Source organism: Labrys sp. E2SS-1L (assembly GCF_057073705.1).
The window spans coordinates 1,993,262-2,008,254 of record NZ_CP172712.1; the positions used below are offsets into that span (position 1 = coordinate 1,993,262).

Below are 14,993 nucleotides of genomic sequence, written 5' to 3' on the forward strand. Positions count from 1 at the left end.
AGCTGAAGGGCGCGACCGCTGGATCGCGCCTGCTGTCCGCTCGGGAAGAGAGGAGACTTCGATCACGGGCCGTAACGTGATCACAATTCGCGGATTTTTCTGGATATATGTTGACAGTATAACCTTCAATCTGCTGATTGTGATCACAATAGCGTGGGCCATCGTTCGGCGATGAACGGTGCCACAATCCATTCAGCGGAGGTTCCTCGTGTCCAGCACGCCGATCGACAATGCAGCCATCGAGGCGCGGGTGAAGGCCCTGCTGCCGGCGGAACGGCAGCTTTATGCCGAGCGTCGTCCCAAGGCGCGGGCCATGGCGGAGCGCAAGGGCAAGGGCCTCTTCGACAATGTGCCGATGCACTGGATGCTCGATTGGCCGATGCCCTTCCCGATGGTGATCGAGCAGGCGAGCGGCGTGCATCTCACCGACATCGACGGCAATGGGGTGGTCGATCTCTGCCTCGGCGATACCGGCGCCATGTTCGGCCACGGGCCCGAGCCGATCCTGGAAGTGCTGCGCAATGCCGGCCATCGCGGCCTGACGACGATGCTGCCATCCGCCGATGCCGAGATCGTCGGCGAACTGCTGGCTGCGCGCTTCGGCCTGCCGCATTGGCAGATCGGCGCCACGGCGAGCGACGCCAACCGTTTCGCCATCCGTGTGGCGCGGGCCGTGACCGGGCGGCGCAAGATCCTGGTGTTCGACGGCTGCTATCACGGCGCCGTCGATGACACGCTGGTCGATCTCGTCAATGGCCGTACTTTCTCGCGGGCGAGCCTGCTCGGTCAGGTGGTCGATCTCGGCGAGACCACCATTGCCATTCCCTTCAACGATGAGGAAGCGCTGCGCGGCGCCTTGGCGTCCGGTGAAGTCGCCTGCGTGCTGGCCGAACCGGTGATGACCAATTGCGGCATGATCCTGCCTGCGCCGGGTTTCCACGACACGCTGCGGCGGCTGACGCGCGAACATGGCACGCTATTGCTGATCGACGAGACCCATACGATTTCCACCGGCCTCGGCGGCTACACCATGCTGCACGGCCTGGAGCCGGACCTGATGGTGATGGGCAAGCCCATCGGCGGCGGCGTGCCGGTAAGCGTGTGGGGCATGAGCGCCGAGGTGGCCGAGGGGCTCGACCGGGCGCGGCGAGCGCGCGACAGCCATGGCCATTCCGGCATCGGCACCACTTTGTCCGGCAGTGCGCTGCAACTCGCCTGCCTGAGGGCGAGCCTGGAAAAGGTGATGACCTCAGGGACCTATGCCACCATGGCCGCGCGAACCGACATCATCGAGGCAGGCCTTATCAAGGCCATCGGGGCGCAGGGCCTGCCCTGGCATGTCACCCGCGTCGGCGCCCGGCTGGAAGTGGTGTTCAGCTCCGAGCCGGTGCGCAACGCGGCGGAAGCCCGTGAAGCCGCCTCCTCGGTCATCGAGGAGGGATTGCACCTGTCCCTGCTCAATCGCGGCTTCCTGCTCACCCCCTTCCACAACATGATCCTGGTCAGTCCGGCCTTGGCCGAGGCGCAAGCCCAGGAGCTGGTTGCCGCCTATGGCGAGATCCTCGCCCGCTTCTGCCAGGCCGGGGAGGCGGCGTAATGGCCGGCGCCCTGACGACGCGGCCGGCCCAGGCCGCTGATATTGCCGAAGCCGAGGCCTTCCTGGCCGATCATCCCGAGATCGGCGCCTTTGATCTCGTCCTTGTCGACATCAACGGTATTGCCCGCGGCAAGATCATCAGGCGGGAGGAACTCCTGCCGCTGTTCCGCGGTGGCCGGCATCTGCCCGGCTCCATTCTCAGCCTCGACGTCACGGGCGAGGATGTCGAGGAAACCGGCCTGGTCTGGTCGGATGGCGATGCCGACCGGCGCGCCTGGCCGATCGCCGGCTCCCTGGTGCCGCTGCCCTGGACATCGCCGCCGCGCGGCGAGGTGCGCCTGTCGCTGTTCGAGCTCGACGGCTCGCCGATGGCGGCCGATCCCCGCCATGCCCTGGCAGCCCAGCAGGCTTTGCTCCAGGCCGAGGACAGGCAGCCTGTCGCCGCCTTCGAGCTCGAATTCTACCTGCTCGATCGCGAGGCGACGGCAGATGGCCGCCCGCAGCCGCTCCGCCTGCCGCTGACCGGCGAAAGGCTCGGCGGCATCCATGTCTACAGCGTCGATGAGCTCGATCGCCTCGAGCCCTTCGTCGATGCCGTCTATCGCGCCGCCGAGGCGCAAGCCCTGCCGGTACAGACGCTGATCTCCGAATATGCGCCAGGCCAGTTCGAACTGACATTGCGCCATCGCGAGGATGCGCTGCGCGCCGCCGACGACCTGATCATGCTGAAGCGGCTGCTGCGTGCGCTCGCCGTCCGCCACGGCATGAAGGCCTGCTTCATGGCCAAGCCCTTTGCCGGCCGCGCCGGCTCGGGCATGCACGCCCATGCCAGCCTGGCAGGCCGGGACGGCGCCAATCTCTTCGCCGACCGCGACGGCGAACTCGCGCCGGCCCTGCGCCATGCCATTGCCGGCCTGCTGGAGACCATGACGGAGAGCATGCTGGTCTTTGCGCCCCATCTCAATTCATGGCGGCGCTTCGCGGCGCAGAGCTATGCGCCGACGGCGCCGAGCTGGGGCGTCAACAACCGGGCCGTCGCCGTGCGCGTTCCCGCCGGTTCGCCGGAGGGCCGGCATCTGGAGCAGCGCGCCGCCGGGGTCGATGCCAACCCCTATCTGGTTGGCGCCGTCGTGCTGGCGGGCATCCGCAGGGGCCTTGCCGCGCAACGCGATCCGGGGCCGGCAGCCACTGCCTATGCGAGCGCGGCCGATGATGCCCTGCCGGCCGATTGGCGCAGCGCCATCGAGGCGGCGGCCGGCTCGGCCTTCCTGAAGGAGGCCCTGGGCGAGCGCCTCCACCATGTGCTGCTGGCGCTCAAGCGGGCGGAATATCGGCGTTTTGCCGCCGATATCACCGCCTTGGAGCTGCAGCTTTACGGGGAGGTCGTCTGAGATGACCAGGCGGACCATTCTGATTGCCGGCGGCGCCGGTGGCATGGGGCTGGCGACGGCCCTGCGCTTTGCCCAGGACGGCGCGCGCGTGGTCCTGGCGGATCTTCCGGGCGCGCGTCTCGAAGAGGCCCGGGCCAAGGTGGCGGATGCGGGTGTCGAGGTGCTCGCTTTGCCGCTCGACATCCGCTCCGCCCAGGCCTGCCGCGAGGTGGTGGCGAGGGCGGCCGAGGCCGGTGGTCTCGACGTGCTCGTCAATGCGGCGGGCGTCTGGCTGGAGGGGCCCGCCACCTCGGTCAACGAGGAGGACTGGGACCGTGTGCTCGACGTCAACCTCAAGGGCGCGTTCTTCCTGATCTCGGCCGCCATTCCTCATCTCACGGCGTCGCGGGGCGTGATCGTCAACATCGCCTCCGATGCCGGGCTGGTCGGTAACAAGGGCGCGGCCGTTTATTGCGCCTCCAAGGGCGGGCTGGTGCTGCTCAGCAAGGCCCTGGCGCTGGAACTCGCGCCGCAGGGCATTCGCGTCAACGCCATCTGCCCCGGCGACGTCGCCACGCCGATGATCGAGTATCAGGCCGTGACCTATGGCGACGGCGATCCCGACGCCTATAAGCGACGGCTGCTCGGCAACTATCCGCAGGGCGAGAGTGCCCGTTTCATCAAGGCCGAGGAGATCGCCGGATTCATCCACTATCTCTGCCAGCCCGGCGCCGCCCCGATCACCGGCGCGGCCCTCTCCATCGATTTCGGCATCACCGCAGGCTATTGAATCCGGGCTTATGGCATGAAGACCTTCTACACCGCCGACCACCATCTCCATCACAGCGGCATGGAGCTTTCCTTCGGCAAGATCGTCGAGACATTCGAAAAGCCGGAACGCGCCGAGATCATCCTGGCACGGGTCAAGGACGTGGGCCTCGGGCCGATACTGACCCCGCAGGATTATGAGCTCGCACCGATCAAGCGCGTCCACACGCCTGATTATGTCGATTTCCTCAAGGGCGTGTATGAGGAATGGCAGGCCGCCGGCCGCGATGGCGAGGTCTGGCCCTATAGCTGGCGCCATCGTTCCATGCCGCCGATCGATAAGGCGCCCCGCGGCCTCGATGCCCGTCTTTCCTACTATTCCTTCGACATGGCCGGTTCGATCACCGCCACCACCTGGCAGGCGGCCAAGCGCGCCGCCGACACCGCGCTCGCCGGCGCCGATGCCGTGCTCGGCGGCGAGCGCACGGCCTTCTCGCTATGCCGCCCGCCCGGCCATCATGCGGGCCGTGATTTCTTCGGTGGCTATTGCTACCTCAACAATGCCGCCATCGCCGTGCAGCGTTTTCGTGATGCCGGCCGCTCGCGCGTCGCGGTGCTCGATGTCGACTATCATCACGGCAACGGTACGCAGGAGATCTTCTACGATCGGGCCGACGTGCTGGTCGCTTCCATGCATGGCGATCCCGATTTCGAATTTCCTTTCCATCTCGGCTATGCCCGCGAACGCGGCGAGGGAGCTGGCGAGGGCTTCAACCTCAACTATCCCCTGCCTTCAGGCACGCAATGGCCGGAATGGTCCGCCGCCTTCGAGGATGCCTGCCGCAGGATTGAGGCCTTCGATGCGCAGGCCCTGGTGGTCTCGCTCGGGGTCGATACCTACAAGGACGACCCGATTTCCCAGTTCAAGCTCGATACCCCGCATTTCAGCGAGATCGGAGCACGGATCGCGGCGCTGGGCCTGCCGACCCTGTTCGTGATGGAAGGCGGCTACGCCATCGGCGCGCTCGGGGTCAATGCCGTCAATGTCCTGACCGGCTTCGAACAGGCGGGAGGGTGAGATGGCTTCGGGATCTTTCGTCCGCTCGCGCTCCGTGTTGGTAACGGGCGCCGGGGCTCCCGACGGCATTGGTTTCGCCATTGCCAAGGCCTTCGGGCGTGCCGGCCTGTCGGTGGCGATCACGGCCTCGACCGACCGGATCTATCGCCGCGCGGCGGAACTGGAGGCCGAGGACATCGAAGCCTGGGCAGTAGTTGCCGATCTCACGCGGCCCGACGAGGTGCGCCGATTGCGGACGGCGGCCGGCGATGTCGACATCCTCGTCAACAATGCCGGCATGGGCAGCGTGCTGAAGCCGGCGGTGCAGAAGCGCTTCGTCGATCTCGACGAGGCCGAATGGAATCGCGGCATCGACGTCAGCCTGAACACCGCCTTTCTGGTGACGCGGGCCTTCCTGCCCGCCATGATCGCGAGGCGCCACGGACGCATCGTCAATGTCGCCTCGGTCACCGGCCCCTATGTCTCCAATCCCGGCGAAGCCGCCTATTCGACGGCCAAGGCGGGCATGGTCGGGCTGACCCACGCCCTCGCTTTGGAGGTGGCCGGGGATGGCGTCACCGTCAATGCGGTGGCGCCGGGCTGGATCGAGACGGGCTCCTCAACCGAGGAGGAGCGCATCGCTGCCCGCGCTACGCCGCCGGGCCGCGCAGGAACCCCTGACGAGGTCGCCGCTGCGGTGGCTTTCCTGGCCTCCGACGGCGCAAGCTACGTTAACGGCTCCGTGCTGGTGGTGGACGGCGGCAACATCCTGCAGGAGCGCAAGGGCTGACACTCCAATCCCCTTCGAATGAAAACTGCAACTGTGGTGTTAGTTCGCGCCCAGGCCGAGCGTATGCCGCAGCAGGTACATGCCATCGAGAATGTCGGCCTCGATGGCGGTGCGCAGTGAATCCGCATCGTTCCGGCGAATCGCCTCGATCGCCATCTTGTGCTTGTCGATGATCTCGGCGCCTTCGACCACATCATAGATGGTGCGCATGAAGGGGCCGAACTGCACCCACACGCTTTCGAGCAACGGCACCAGCACGTCCGAATTGCCGGCGCGGTAGAGCTCGAAGTGGAAGTTGTAATTGGCGAGCATGTAGACGTCGGCGTTGCCGGTCTTGTAGTTTCGGTTCATCGTCTCGTCATGGGCGATCATGCGCTCCAGCCTGTCGCTATCGACAAAAGGCAAAGCGCGCCGGGCGCAAAGCGGTTCGAGGGCGAGCCGTGCGCTCATCAGTTCCTCGAAACGGGCCACGGTCAGATGCGGCACGCAGACCCGCCTGTTCTGCTGGACCTCCAGGGCGTTCTCGGCGGCCAGGCGGCGGATCGCCTCGCGGCAAGGCATCACGCCCACGCCCAGCATGTCGCTGATGCCGCGCAGGCTCATGCTTTTGCCGGGATGGAAATTGCCGATGATCAGCTGTTCGCGCAGCGTCCTGTAGACCTGCTGATGCAGCGGGTTGGGCGTGGTGTCGGCCGGTTCGACGGCGGCGAGACTGTCGGTGCTCATCGCCGACTGTGATCACATTGGCGACCCGAGGGCAAGCACCGAAGCAGGACGGGGCGTCCTGCTATGCTCCGGCTTCGACCAGCACTGCTGCCGGATTGCGGATCAGGCCGAAACCCGGGGTGTCGGGAACGTCGAGGCGTCCGTTTCGAGGCACCGGTTCATTGGTGAAGAGGGGGCCGAAAACCGGCAGGACGTCCTGGCCGTCGGCGCTGTTGGCAACATATTCGCAATAGGGCGAATGGGGCTGCGACATCACGAAGTGATAGCTGAAGGGGCCGCTGCCATGCGGTACCACGGGAATGTCATAGGCGCTGGCATGGGCGGAGATCCGCAGCAATTCGGTCAGGCCGCCGACCCACATCACGTCGGGCTGCAGGATGTCGATATGGCGCCCCTCGATCAGCTTGCGGAAGCCGTAGCGCGAATATTCATGCTCGCCCGTCGTCCATTTTGTTGCCGGCAAAGCTCTCTTGAGCAGCGCATAGCCGTCGACATCATCGGGATGCAGCACCTCTTCCCACCAATAGATGTCGAGGTCCCTGCAGGCGGTGGCGAGCTCGATCGCATAGGGCACGTCGAGTGCCATGTAGCAATCCACCATCAGCGGATAATCGGGGCCGACGGCTTGCCGATGCGCAGCCAGGAAGGCCACATTGGCGCGCAGGCCATCGATACCGTCGGCCGGGCCATGGGGCAGGGGCACCTTGCCGCCCCAGAAGCCGAGCCGGCGGGCCGCTTCGGGCCGCGGGCCGGTGCAATAGAAGCGGATCTCATCCTTGGTGCGCCCGCCGATCAGCTTGTAGACCGGTTCCTCCCGCAGCTTGCCGATGAGATCCCACAGCGCCAGGTCCACCACCGAGATGGTTGCCAGTGGCAGACCCTTGCGGCCGTAATACATCGATGCCCGGAACATCTGGTCCCAGAGGCGATTGAGGTCGCGCGGGTCGGCGCCGTCGAGGAAGCGGCGGAAATGGTGCTGGATCAGCCAGCAGGCAGGCTCGCCGCCAAAGCCCGTGGCGAGGCCGACATGGCCGCTTTCGGTCTCGATCTCCACCACGATCGAGCCCATGACGTTGACGCCCCAACTGGTGCGCGAAGCCTTGTAGTCGGCATAGCCGGACATCGGATTGGCGATCAGCGTGTCGATCAGCCAATGGCCCTGCTTCTGGCTGAAATAATCGCCGCCGCCTTCGCTGCGGACCAGATAGGTCCTGACCTGCTTGATGCGGGGAGATGCCATGCCTCGTCCTTCCTGCGTTGGGTTGCGCAGAATAGTGACGCAAGAAATTTGTCAGTCAAGTTTACAAATTCCTGAAAGCTCACTCTCTTGTTGTCTGACAAATAATCCGATATCACCCGATTGCCCCGGAAAACACGGCGGCGCCGGCAGCACGGCCGGCATTCGGAAGGCAGGGAAGGACCGGCATGACCACGATCATTCGCTATGAGGGCCGCGGCGCCATCATCACCGGCGGAGCCTCCGGCATCGGCCTCAAGACGGCCGAGCGCATCGTGGCCGAGGGCGGTTCGGTCTCGATCTGGGACGTGGATGCCGCCCGCATCGAGACGGTGCGCCAGGCGCTGGGCCCGAAGGCCCATGGCATCGCCATCGACATCACCGACCCTATCGCCGTCGAGAAGGCGGCCCAGACTGCGGAAAGCCAGCTCGGCCGCATCGACGTGCTGGTCTGTTCCGCCGGCGTGGCGGGCAAGAACGAACTGCTGGTCAATTATCCGATCGAGGAGTGGAAGCGGGTCTACGACATCAACGTCAACGGCCTGTTCTACTGCAACCGCTTCGTTGCGCCGCTGATGCAGAAGCATGGCTATGGCCGCATCGTGAACGTCGCCTCCATCGCCGGCAAGGAAGGCAATCCCACGGCGTCGGCCTATTCCTCCTCCAAGGCGGCGGTGATCGGGCTCACCAAGTCGCTGGGCAAGGAATTGTCGAAGGAAGGCATCACCGTCAACGCCATTACGCCGGCAACGGTCGATACGCCGATCCTCCAGCAGGTCAGCCAGGCCCATATCGACTACATGCTGTCGAAGATCCCGATGGGGCGCTTCGGCACCGTGGAGGAACTGGCCGCCATCATCACCTGGCTCGCCAGCGAGGAATGCTCCTTCACCACCGGTGCCGTGTTCGACATTTCGGGCGGCCGGGCCACCTACTGATCGTGCATCAGCAACGGCGGGCCATCAGCGCCCGCACCAGCACCACGGCGAGCGCCGCCAGCCCGATGGCGGCGGCTGCGACGATGACGGTGAGGCTCGTCGTCACATAGCAGGGCGCGGAATTGGCGGGGTTCTGCTGGCAGGGCAGCCGGCTGTCGATCAACCGTGCCAGGTAATGTCCCTGCGTCTCAAGAAAGACCAGTATGGCGCAGCCGAGGGCCAGCAGCGCAAGGAAAGCGGTACTCGGACGCATGAAACGATCCTTCGGGAAGCAGTACCGGTTTCTCGCATCGATTGAGCAGTCCGGCAGTTTCGCGGGTCACAGCCAGCGGCGATTTGACAGCCACGGTTCCGGCCAAATCGGCTAAACAGGGGCGGATCGAGTCGCAGCCGACGGAGGAATATCGGACATGAAGGTCGTATTCAGCGAAACCCAGAGGCGCCACGATCCGACCTTCTTCCTGTCGAGCGGCACGCAGAGGCCCAATCCGGAAGTGCCGCGCCGCTGTGACATCCTGTTGCAGGCAGCCCTTGGCGCCGGCCTGACGCAGGTCGCGCCCGACGATGCCGGCCTGGTGCCCGTCGCCGCGGTGCACAAGCCCGACTACATCCACTTCCTCCGCCATATTCATGCGCGCTGGTGCGAGATCGATGGGGCCTCTGCCGAGGTGATCCCCAACATCCATCCCGATCGTCGCAACGGGGCTTATCCAGCCTCCGCCGTCGGACAGGCGGGTTATCATATGGCCGATACGGCCTGCCCGATCTCGGCCGGGACCTATGAGGCGGCCTTGGCCAGCGCCCATACGGCCTATCATGCCGCCGGCCTGGTGCTCGGCGGCGAACGCGCCGCCTATGCGCTCTGCCGTCCGCCGGGCCATCACGCCTTCGCCGATCTGGCCGGGGGCTTCTGCTTCTTCAACAACAGTGGCATCGCCGCCCAGGCCCTGCGCAGCCGCCACGACCGCGTCGCCATTCTCGATGTCGACCTGCACCATGGCAACGGCACCCAGGGCATGTTCTATGGCCGCCCCGACATCTTCACCGTTTCCGTTCATGCCGACCCCATCCGTTTCTATCCCTTTTTCTGGGGCCATGCGGACGAGCGCGGCGAAGGCGAGGGGCTCGGCTACAACCTCAACCTGCCCCTGCCGCGCAAGACGGGGGACGAAGGCTTCCTCGCAGCCCTCGACATCGCCCTGGACCGCATTGCCGCCTTCGCGCCGGGCGCGCTGGTGGTGGCACTCGGCCTCGACGCTTTCGAGGGCGACCCCTTCCAGGAATTGACGGTGACCACCAAGGGGTTCGCTCGCATTGCCGCCCGTATCGCCAGCCTCGGGTTGCCGATGGCGATCGTGCAGGAGGGTGGCTATGTCTGCGATGCGCTCGGCGACAATCTCGCCAGCTTCCTCGGCGGGCTGTGAGGTATTTTTCCAACCCCTATGGCTGACGACATCAAAATGCCGGGGTCGGGGCGTAGGTTCAGTGCTGGTTTGGGACGATTGAGGGAGTTGTTCCGATGACCAGTCTTGCCGTCGATGCCAGTGCCTTGCTGGCAGCCCTCTGGATGCCGGCCCTGTTCAAGGTTCTCGCCGCCGATATTGCCATCGGCGCGGTTATCCTGTCGGGCTATCTCTGGCACAGGAAACAGGAACGCTGCAACGCCGAGCTGTCCGAGCGCAAATGGGGCAGGCGCCATCTGCATGGCTGAAGCCGCCTTCGCCGCTATGGACGGTTTGCCTGAACTTGTCGCTTCAACGCTTTCTCTCAAGCGAAAGTCAGCCGGCTTTTCGGCATGACGGCTCAATGCACGATCGCACCAGCCGCATTGCCCTTCGACATCCACACCACCAAGGCATCGTTGAAGGAGGCCACGGCATCGCTGGCGATGGGGATGCGGATGATCGCCCCATCCGCGAATTCGAATTCGGCCACGGCAAATTGCCGATGTCCCGGTGAAGTGAGGCCGCGAAATTTCGTAAGAAGCGGCGTGACGACCGAGCCGTCTCCACTTCCGAGCGGGTCCGAAGGATCGCTCATCCAACCATCCAATGCCCAAGTCTAACAATTGCCTTCCCTATGACGAAAGGCTGTGACATGGGCGTGATATGAAATATATCACCTGAGAATTTTTTTAAGCCAATGACAAGCAGAGATATCATGCTGACGCAAAGGCATAAAAAATATACGAGTCGGTTGTCGCGATAGAGTCCGGCCATAATATAGAAATGGAAACGCTTCCTGGCCAATTCTTTCCAGGAAGCGTATCAGTATGCATCTATTTTTTATTGTATCAACGTGGCGTTCCCGAGCGGAAAACTGCCGATCCGCCGATCCGGACCGAAGCGATCGCCAGATCATCCGTCAGCACGACCATGTCGGACCGGCTGCCCCGATCGAGGCGGCCATAATGTCGGTCCATGCCAACGGCCATGGCCGGATAAAGCGAGGCCATGCGCAGGGCTTCGCCGAGATCGAGGCCGATCCGCTCATGCATGAAACGCACGGCCGAAATCATGTCGAGATCGGCGCCTGCGAGAGTGCCGTCATCGAGGGTCAGGCGGCCGTTTTCGCGTTTGATCACACGGCCATTGAGCGTGAACTGCCGCATATCCGTGCCGATAGTGGCCATGGCGTCCGTGACCAGGAAGATCCGGCCGGGTTGCTTCTTGGCCCGTAGCGCGATGTCGATGGTGATGGGGTCGACATGGATACCGTCGGCTACCAGCCCGGCGGAGAGGCCGCCGAGTGCGATCGCCGTGCCGGCAAGTCCCGGCTCGCGATTCTTGATCTGGCTCATGGCGTTGAACAGATGCGTGGCCATGGAGGCACCGGCTTCCGCGGCTGCGACCACGTCGCCATATTCGGCGTCGGAATGGCCGATGCTGACGACCAGACCGGCCTCCGCGAGGCGGCGAATCTGGGCCGGCGTTACCGATTCCGTCGCGACCGTCGTGAGCAGGACGGGAACCTGGCCTCTGGCGGCAATCAGCCTAGCGAGATCGGTCTCCTCCATCGGGCGGATCAATTGCGGATCATGCGCGCCTTTGCGTGAAACGGCCAGGTGCGGCCCCTCGATATGCAGGCCGAGGAAACCCGGCACCTTCCGTCGTTCGGCCTCCGCGCCAGCCTCGAGGGCCTCGGCGGTGATGGCGGGCGTGTCGGTGATCAGGGTCGCCAGCAGGGCCGTGGTGCCGAACTGGGCGTGGGCCGCGCAGATGGTGGCGATGGTTTCGGCGTCGCGGCTGTCATTCAGCATCACACCGCCGCCGCCATTGACCTGGAGGTCGATGAAGCCGGGGGCGATGAAACCCGTCTCGATCGTCTCGACCGCCATGCGTGCCGGCACGGCGCTGCGCGGCACGATCGCCTCGATGTGCTCGCCATCGACGATCACGGCGGCATCCTGGTGCCAGGCCTCGCCATCGAAGATGCGCGGGGCGAGCAGGGCCGATTGCATGCTCATACCGTCTCCGTGACCTTGCGCAGATTGCGGGGCTCGTCGGGATTGAGGCCGCGACGACGGGCGAAGGCCTCGACGAAGGCGTAGAAGGAAGCGATCAGCACCAGCGGGTCGGTCAGCGGGTGGCCGGTGGCTGCGAAGGGCAGGCGGGCGGCTTGCCTGGCGCCGTCGGCGGTGATGAAGGCAGCGGCCCCCTTGGCCGCCAGCGCGTCGGCGGCACCGATGATCGAGCTTTCCGCCTTGTCGCGAGCCGCCAGGGCCAGCACCGGGAAACCGGGCCCGACCAGCGCCATCGGGCCATGCATGACCTCGGCGCCGCTATAGGCTTCCGCGTGCACCGAGCAGGTCTCCTTGAACTTCAGGGCCACCTCGTTGGCGATCGCCAGGGCCGGTCCGCGGCCGAGCACGAAGACCGAAGAAGTGCCGTCAAGGGCATCGGCGAAGGTGGTCCAATCGCAAGCGACAGCCTGCTCAAGATGACGGGGCAGGTCCTGAAGGGCTGACAGCAGCGCCTTGTCGCCGGCCCAGTGGGCGAGGACGCCGAGGCCGGCCACGGCGGAGTTCACGAAGGTCTTGGTCGCGGCAACGCTCTTCTCGGTGCCGGCGGCGATATCGATGGCGTGATCGGCCGCGAGCGCCAGGGGCGAGCCTGCCGTGTTGGTGAGGGCAACGGCGACGGCGCCGCTGCGGCGCACCGTTTCCGCCATGGCGACGATGTCGGGGCTCTTGCCGGACTGCGAGATGGAAAGGCTGGCGGCGCCGGCGAGCTTGAGTGGCGCCTGGTAGATCGAAGCGATCGAGGGGCCGAGCGAGGCGACCGGCACGCCGGTGGTCAATTCGACCGCATATTTGATAAAAGAGGCGGCATGGTCGGAGGAGCCGCGGGCCACGGTGACGAGGACGCGCGGATCGACGGCCTTCAGCGCGGTGCCCGCCCGCTCCATCTCGGTGGCGGATTGTTCGAACAGGCGCGCGACGGCCTGGGGAATTTCCAGCACCTCGCGGCGCATATGGGTCTCTGTTGTCACAGTGCTTCTCCTTCGCTGGGCTCGGCCAGACGCAATTCCGCTACGAAATCATAGGTATCGCCCCGGTAGATCGACCGGGTGAATTCAACCACCTTGCCACTCGGCAGATAGGAGACGCGCTCGATGTTGAGGCTGGCGGCTCCGGGAGGTACGCGCAGAAGCTGGGCATCCTCCGGCCCGAGATTGGCGGCGGAGATGCGCTGGACGGCGCGGACCGGCTTGTTGCCATGCTCGGCAAGGGCGGCGTAGAGCGAAGAGCCGACTGCTTCCGGGTTCGGCAGCAGCGAGGCCCCGATCGAGGCACGTTCGATCGCGACGGCGGCTTCATTGGCAAAGCGCAGACGGTTCACACGCGCCACCATCTCGTTGGCGGTCAGACCGAGGATCATCGTCTCCTGCGGCGAGGGCACATAGAGGCCGCGCTCGAGCCAGACCGATTGTACCAGCTTGCCGCGCCGCGCCATGTCCTCGGTGAAGGATGTCAGGCGCGACAGGGATTGCTCGACGCGCTCGACCCGGGGCGCGACGAAGGTGCCGGAACCGTGACGCTGGATCAGCACGCCCTGTTCGACCAGGTTCTGCAGCGCCTTGCGCACGGTGACGCGCGAAATATCGGCCTTCATGGCGATGTCGCGCTCGGAAGGGAGCGCGTCGCCTGCGGCCAGGACACCGTCCCGCACGGCTTCCTCGATCGATTTGCGCAATTGCAGATAGAGCGGCGCGTTGCTGCCCTTGGCATCGGCGAGGGAGCGGAAGATGAGGTCGACGGCGTCACTCATGGCTTGCCTTTCCAAGCCGAATTCCCGGGCCTGCTCCCTGTAGGAGGGCAAGAGTTCGGCGTGACTCAACTGCCTGGCGATCATGGCTGCATCAGTCCCTGTTTGCCATCCGACAATGACCGCTCGAGGCCGAATAATCGGGCAGCCATGGATACTGCGCCGCCCAACGCGTCCTGCAGAGGAGGCACGAGCCGCTCCCGGTGTTTCGGGGGCAGGCGAGGTCCGACCAGCGTTGCCAGGCCGCCCAATAAGCAACGGGGCGTCGCGTTGGCAAGCGCAAGGGCGTCCAGGGAAGCCTCGACCGCCGAGACGGCCCTCTCGACGATCCTGTCCGCCGCTGGATCTCCGCGCTCGAGATAGTCGAAGACCATCGGCGCGAAAGTTCCGAAATCACGGGGCTGAGCGGATTTGGTGAACTCCACGATCGCCTGCGGATCGTTGCCATGCGCTGTCAGAACGGCATCCAGGAGGGAGGTATGGGGGGCTATGCCGTCATGGGCGAGCAGTGCCTCCTCGAGCAGGTCTCGTCCGATCCTGGCGCCGCTGCCCTGGTCACCGAGCAGGAAACCCCAGCCGCCCAGGCGGCGGATCTCGCCCGACTGACGCGCCAGATAGTGGCTGCCCGTGCCCAGGATGCCGATGGCGCCGTCTCCCGCGCCGATCGCGCCTTCCAGGGCGATAAGCACGTCGGACTCGATCAAGCAGCGGCGAAAGGGCAGCCGAGCCCGCAGTTCGGCAGCATAGGTTCCGATATTGGCGCCCGCCAGGCCGAGCACGACGGGTGTGTCGGGAATATGGGCCGGATCCTGGCCGGCGGCGGCGAAGGCCTGGCCGACGGCTACCATGATGCTCTCGCAGGCCCCGTTCAAATCCGTGCGGATATTGGCCGACCCGGCCTTGGCGCGGCCGATGATCTGGCTTTGGGCTGTCGCGAGCGCCGCCCTGCAGCTCGTGCCTCCACCATCGACGCCGAGGATCATCATTGCTGTGTTCTCCCTATGCAAAGACAATACCAATAAGCTACCACTCGTCAAGAGGTGTTCTGGGCAAAAAATTTAAACTAAGTTAAAACAGATACTTATGCGAAATGTGATGCTTCATCGAGAAAAGTTATGTGAGGTCACTGGACAAGTGGTATTTATTTGGTATTGTCCGGCCTATCGGGGAGGTGGGGTCGGACCTAGGCCGGCGCTGCCGAGCGGAGGCCTGCGGGCATGCAGGTTCTTCGGGTCTCCGGGCA

General features: G+C 65.1%; 16 protein-coding genes. 8 read left to right on the forward strand and 8 right to left on the reverse strand.

Features of this window, described 5'->3' with window-relative positions; translation table 11 throughout:
- Window positions 1-208 precede the first annotated feature (208 nt).
- Genes ACIGJE_RS09180 through ACIGJE_RS09200 form a run of 5 tightly spaced genes read left to right on the forward strand, consistent with a single transcriptional unit; the run spans window position 209 to window position 5,582 of the window.
- The gene (locus ACIGJE_RS09180; RefSeq protein ID WP_415080358.1) at window positions 209-1,597 is read left to right on the forward strand and encodes an aspartate aminotransferase family protein; all 1,389 of its coding nucleotides are present in this window, start codon (window positions 209-211) and stop codon (window positions 1,595-1,597) included.
- Window positions 1,597-2,988, forward strand: a complete 1,392-nt coding sequence (locus ACIGJE_RS09185; protein WP_415080359.1) for a glutamine synthetase family protein — start codon at window positions 1,597-1,599, stop codon at window positions 2,986-2,988. The genes ACIGJE_RS09180 and ACIGJE_RS09185 overlap by 1 nt, the downstream gene beginning before the upstream one ends.
- A 1-nt stretch (window position 2,989) precedes the next feature.
- The gene (locus ACIGJE_RS09190; protein ID WP_415080360.1) at window positions 2,990-3,757 is read left to right on the forward strand and encodes an SDR family NAD(P)-dependent oxidoreductase; all 768 of its coding nucleotides are present in this window, start codon (window positions 2,990-2,992) and stop codon (window positions 3,755-3,757) included.
- A gap of 15 nt (window positions 3,758-3,772) precedes the next feature.
- A complete protein-coding gene (locus ACIGJE_RS09195; protein ID WP_415080361.1) occupies window positions 3,773-4,813 on the forward strand; it encodes a histone deacetylase family protein in 1,041 nt (346 codons plus the stop codon).
- A 1-nt stretch (window position 4,814) separates the two neighbouring features.
- Entirely contained in the window at window positions 4,815-5,582 is a 768-nt protein-coding gene (locus ACIGJE_RS09200; RefSeq protein WP_415080362.1) for an SDR family NAD(P)-dependent oxidoreductase, read from the forward strand.
- 39 nt (window positions 5,583-5,621) lie between these two features.
- On the opposite strand, the gene ACIGJE_RS09205 is transcribed toward ACIGJE_RS09200, so the two are convergent.
- Together ACIGJE_RS09205 and rhmD are read right to left on the reverse strand one after the other, a co-directional pair.
- Window positions 5,622-6,308, reverse strand: coding sequence for a GntR family transcriptional regulator (locus tag ACIGJE_RS09205; protein ID WP_311942790.1), 687 nt, complete (start codon window positions 6,306-6,308; stop codon window positions 5,622-5,624).
- Window positions 6,309-6,369: 61 nt separating this feature from the next.
- A complete protein-coding gene (rhmD, locus tag ACIGJE_RS09210; protein ID WP_415080363.1) occupies window positions 6,370-7,548 on the reverse strand; it encodes an L-rhamnonate dehydratase in 1,179 nt (392 codons plus the stop codon).
- Between the two features lie 185 nt (window positions 7,549-7,733).
- On the opposite strand from rhmD, the gene ACIGJE_RS09215 reads away from it, so the two are divergent.
- Window positions 7,734-8,483, forward strand: a complete 750-nt coding sequence (locus ACIGJE_RS09215; protein WP_149253902.1) for an SDR family NAD(P)-dependent oxidoreductase — start codon at window positions 7,734-7,736, stop codon at window positions 8,481-8,483.
- Window positions 8,484-8,490: 7 nt separating this feature from the next.
- On the opposite strand, the gene ACIGJE_RS09220 is transcribed toward ACIGJE_RS09215, so the two are convergent.
- Window positions 8,491-8,736, reverse strand: coding sequence for a hypothetical protein (locus ACIGJE_RS09220; RefSeq protein WP_367625180.1), 246 nt, complete (start codon window positions 8,734-8,736; stop codon window positions 8,491-8,493).
- Window positions 8,737-8,893: 157 nt separating this feature from the next.
- Here ACIGJE_RS09220 and ACIGJE_RS09225 point away from each other — a divergent pair, with 157 nt between their 5' ends.
- Together ACIGJE_RS09225 and ACIGJE_RS09230 are read left to right on the forward strand one after the other, a co-directional pair.
- Window positions 8,894-9,907 carry a histone deacetylase family protein gene (locus ACIGJE_RS09225; RefSeq protein ID WP_415080364.1) on the forward strand — a complete coding sequence of 338 codons (1,014 nt, stop codon included), beginning with the start codon at window positions 8,894-8,896 and terminating at the stop codon, window positions 9,905-9,907.
- Between the two features lie 95 nt (window positions 9,908-10,002).
- Entirely contained in the window at window positions 10,003-10,194 is a 192-nt protein-coding gene (locus tag ACIGJE_RS09230; RefSeq protein ID WP_068288216.1) for a hypothetical protein, read from the forward strand.
- Window positions 10,195-10,286: 92 nt separating this feature from the next.
- Here the strand turns inward: ACIGJE_RS09230 and ACIGJE_RS09235 are convergent, their stop codons facing one another.
- The 5 genes from ACIGJE_RS09235 to ACIGJE_RS09255 form a co-directional block, all read right to left on the reverse strand.
- Window positions 10,287-10,523, reverse strand: coding sequence for a hypothetical protein (locus tag ACIGJE_RS09235; RefSeq protein WP_311942777.1), 237 nt, complete (start codon window positions 10,521-10,523; stop codon window positions 10,287-10,289).
- A gap of 253 nt (window positions 10,524-10,776) precedes the next feature.
- Window positions 10,777-11,949: an N-acetylglucosamine-6-phosphate deacetylase gene (gene nagA, locus ACIGJE_RS09240; RefSeq protein WP_415080365.1), complete on the reverse strand. Its 1,173-nt coding sequence runs from the start codon at window positions 11,947-11,949 to the stop codon at window positions 10,777-10,779.
- A complete protein-coding gene (locus ACIGJE_RS09245) occupies window positions 11,946-12,956 on the reverse strand; it encodes an SIS domain-containing protein (protein WP_415080481.1) in 1,011 nt (336 codons plus the stop codon). Before ACIGJE_RS09245 ends, nagA begins: the two co-directional genes overlap by 4 nt.
- Window positions 12,957-12,970: 14 nt before the next feature.
- Window positions 12,971-13,753, reverse strand: coding sequence for a GntR family transcriptional regulator (locus ACIGJE_RS09250; RefSeq protein WP_415080366.1), 783 nt, complete (start codon window positions 13,751-13,753; stop codon window positions 12,971-12,973).
- 80 nt (window positions 13,754-13,833) lie between these two features.
- The gene (locus tag ACIGJE_RS09255) at window positions 13,834-14,736 is read right to left on the reverse strand and encodes a glucosamine kinase nucleotide-binding domain-containing protein (RefSeq protein ID WP_415080367.1); all 903 of its coding nucleotides are present in this window, start codon (window positions 14,734-14,736) and stop codon (window positions 13,834-13,836) included.
- Between the last annotated feature and the right edge of the window lie 257 nt (window positions 14,737-14,993).

Coding starts and splice junctions, on each gene's coding strand:
- ACIGJE_RS09255 (WP_415080367.1), bottom strand. CDS start 14,736: ATGATGATCCTCGGCGTCGATGGTGGAGGCACGAGCTGCAGGGCGGCG.
- ACIGJE_RS09205 (WP_311942790.1), bottom strand. CDS start 6,308: ATGAGCACCGACAGTCTCGCCGCCGTCGAACCGGCCGACACCACGCCC.
- rhmD (WP_415080363.1), bottom strand. CDS start 7,548: ATGGCATCTCCCCGCATCAAGCAGGTCAGGACCTATCTGGTCCGCAGC.
- ACIGJE_RS09190 (WP_415080360.1), top strand. CDS start 2,990: ATGACCAGGCGGACCATTCTGATTGCCGGCGGCGCCGGTGGCATGGGG.
- ACIGJE_RS09185 (WP_415080359.1), top strand. CDS start 1,597: ATGGCCGGCGCCCTGACGACGCGGCCGGCCCAGGCCGCTGATATTGCC.
- ACIGJE_RS09235 (WP_311942777.1), bottom strand. CDS start 10,523: ATGAGCGATCCTTCGGACCCGCTCGGAAGTGGAGACGGCTCGGTCGTC.
- ACIGJE_RS09230 (WP_068288216.1), top strand. CDS start 10,003: ATGACCAGTCTTGCCGTCGATGCCAGTGCCTTGCTGGCAGCCCTCTGG.
- ACIGJE_RS09225 (WP_415080364.1), top strand. CDS start 8,894: ATGAAGGTCGTATTCAGCGAAACCCAGAGGCGCCACGATCCGACCTTC.
- ACIGJE_RS09250 (WP_415080366.1), bottom strand. CDS start 13,753: ATGAGTGACGCCGTCGACCTCATCTTCCGCTCCCTCGCCGATGCCAAG.
- ACIGJE_RS09215 (WP_149253902.1), top strand. CDS start 7,734: ATGACCACGATCATTCGCTATGAGGGCCGCGGCGCCATCATCACCGGC.
- ACIGJE_RS09220 (WP_367625180.1), bottom strand. CDS start 8,736: ATGCGTCCGAGTACCGCTTTCCTTGCGCTGCTGGCCCTCGGCTGCGCC.
- ACIGJE_RS09195 (WP_415080361.1), top strand. CDS start 3,773: ATGAAGACCTTCTACACCGCCGACCACCATCTCCATCACAGCGGCATG.
- ACIGJE_RS09245 (WP_415080481.1), bottom strand. CDS start 12,956: ATGCGCCGCGAGGTGCTGGAAATTCCCCAGGCCGTCGCGCGCCTGTTC.
- ACIGJE_RS09200 (WP_415080362.1), top strand. CDS start 4,815: ATGGCTTCGGGATCTTTCGTCCGCTCGCGCTCCGTGTTGGTAACGGGC.
- nagA (WP_415080365.1), bottom strand. CDS start 11,949: ATGAGCATGCAATCGGCCCTGCTCGCCCCGCGCATCTTCGATGGCGAG.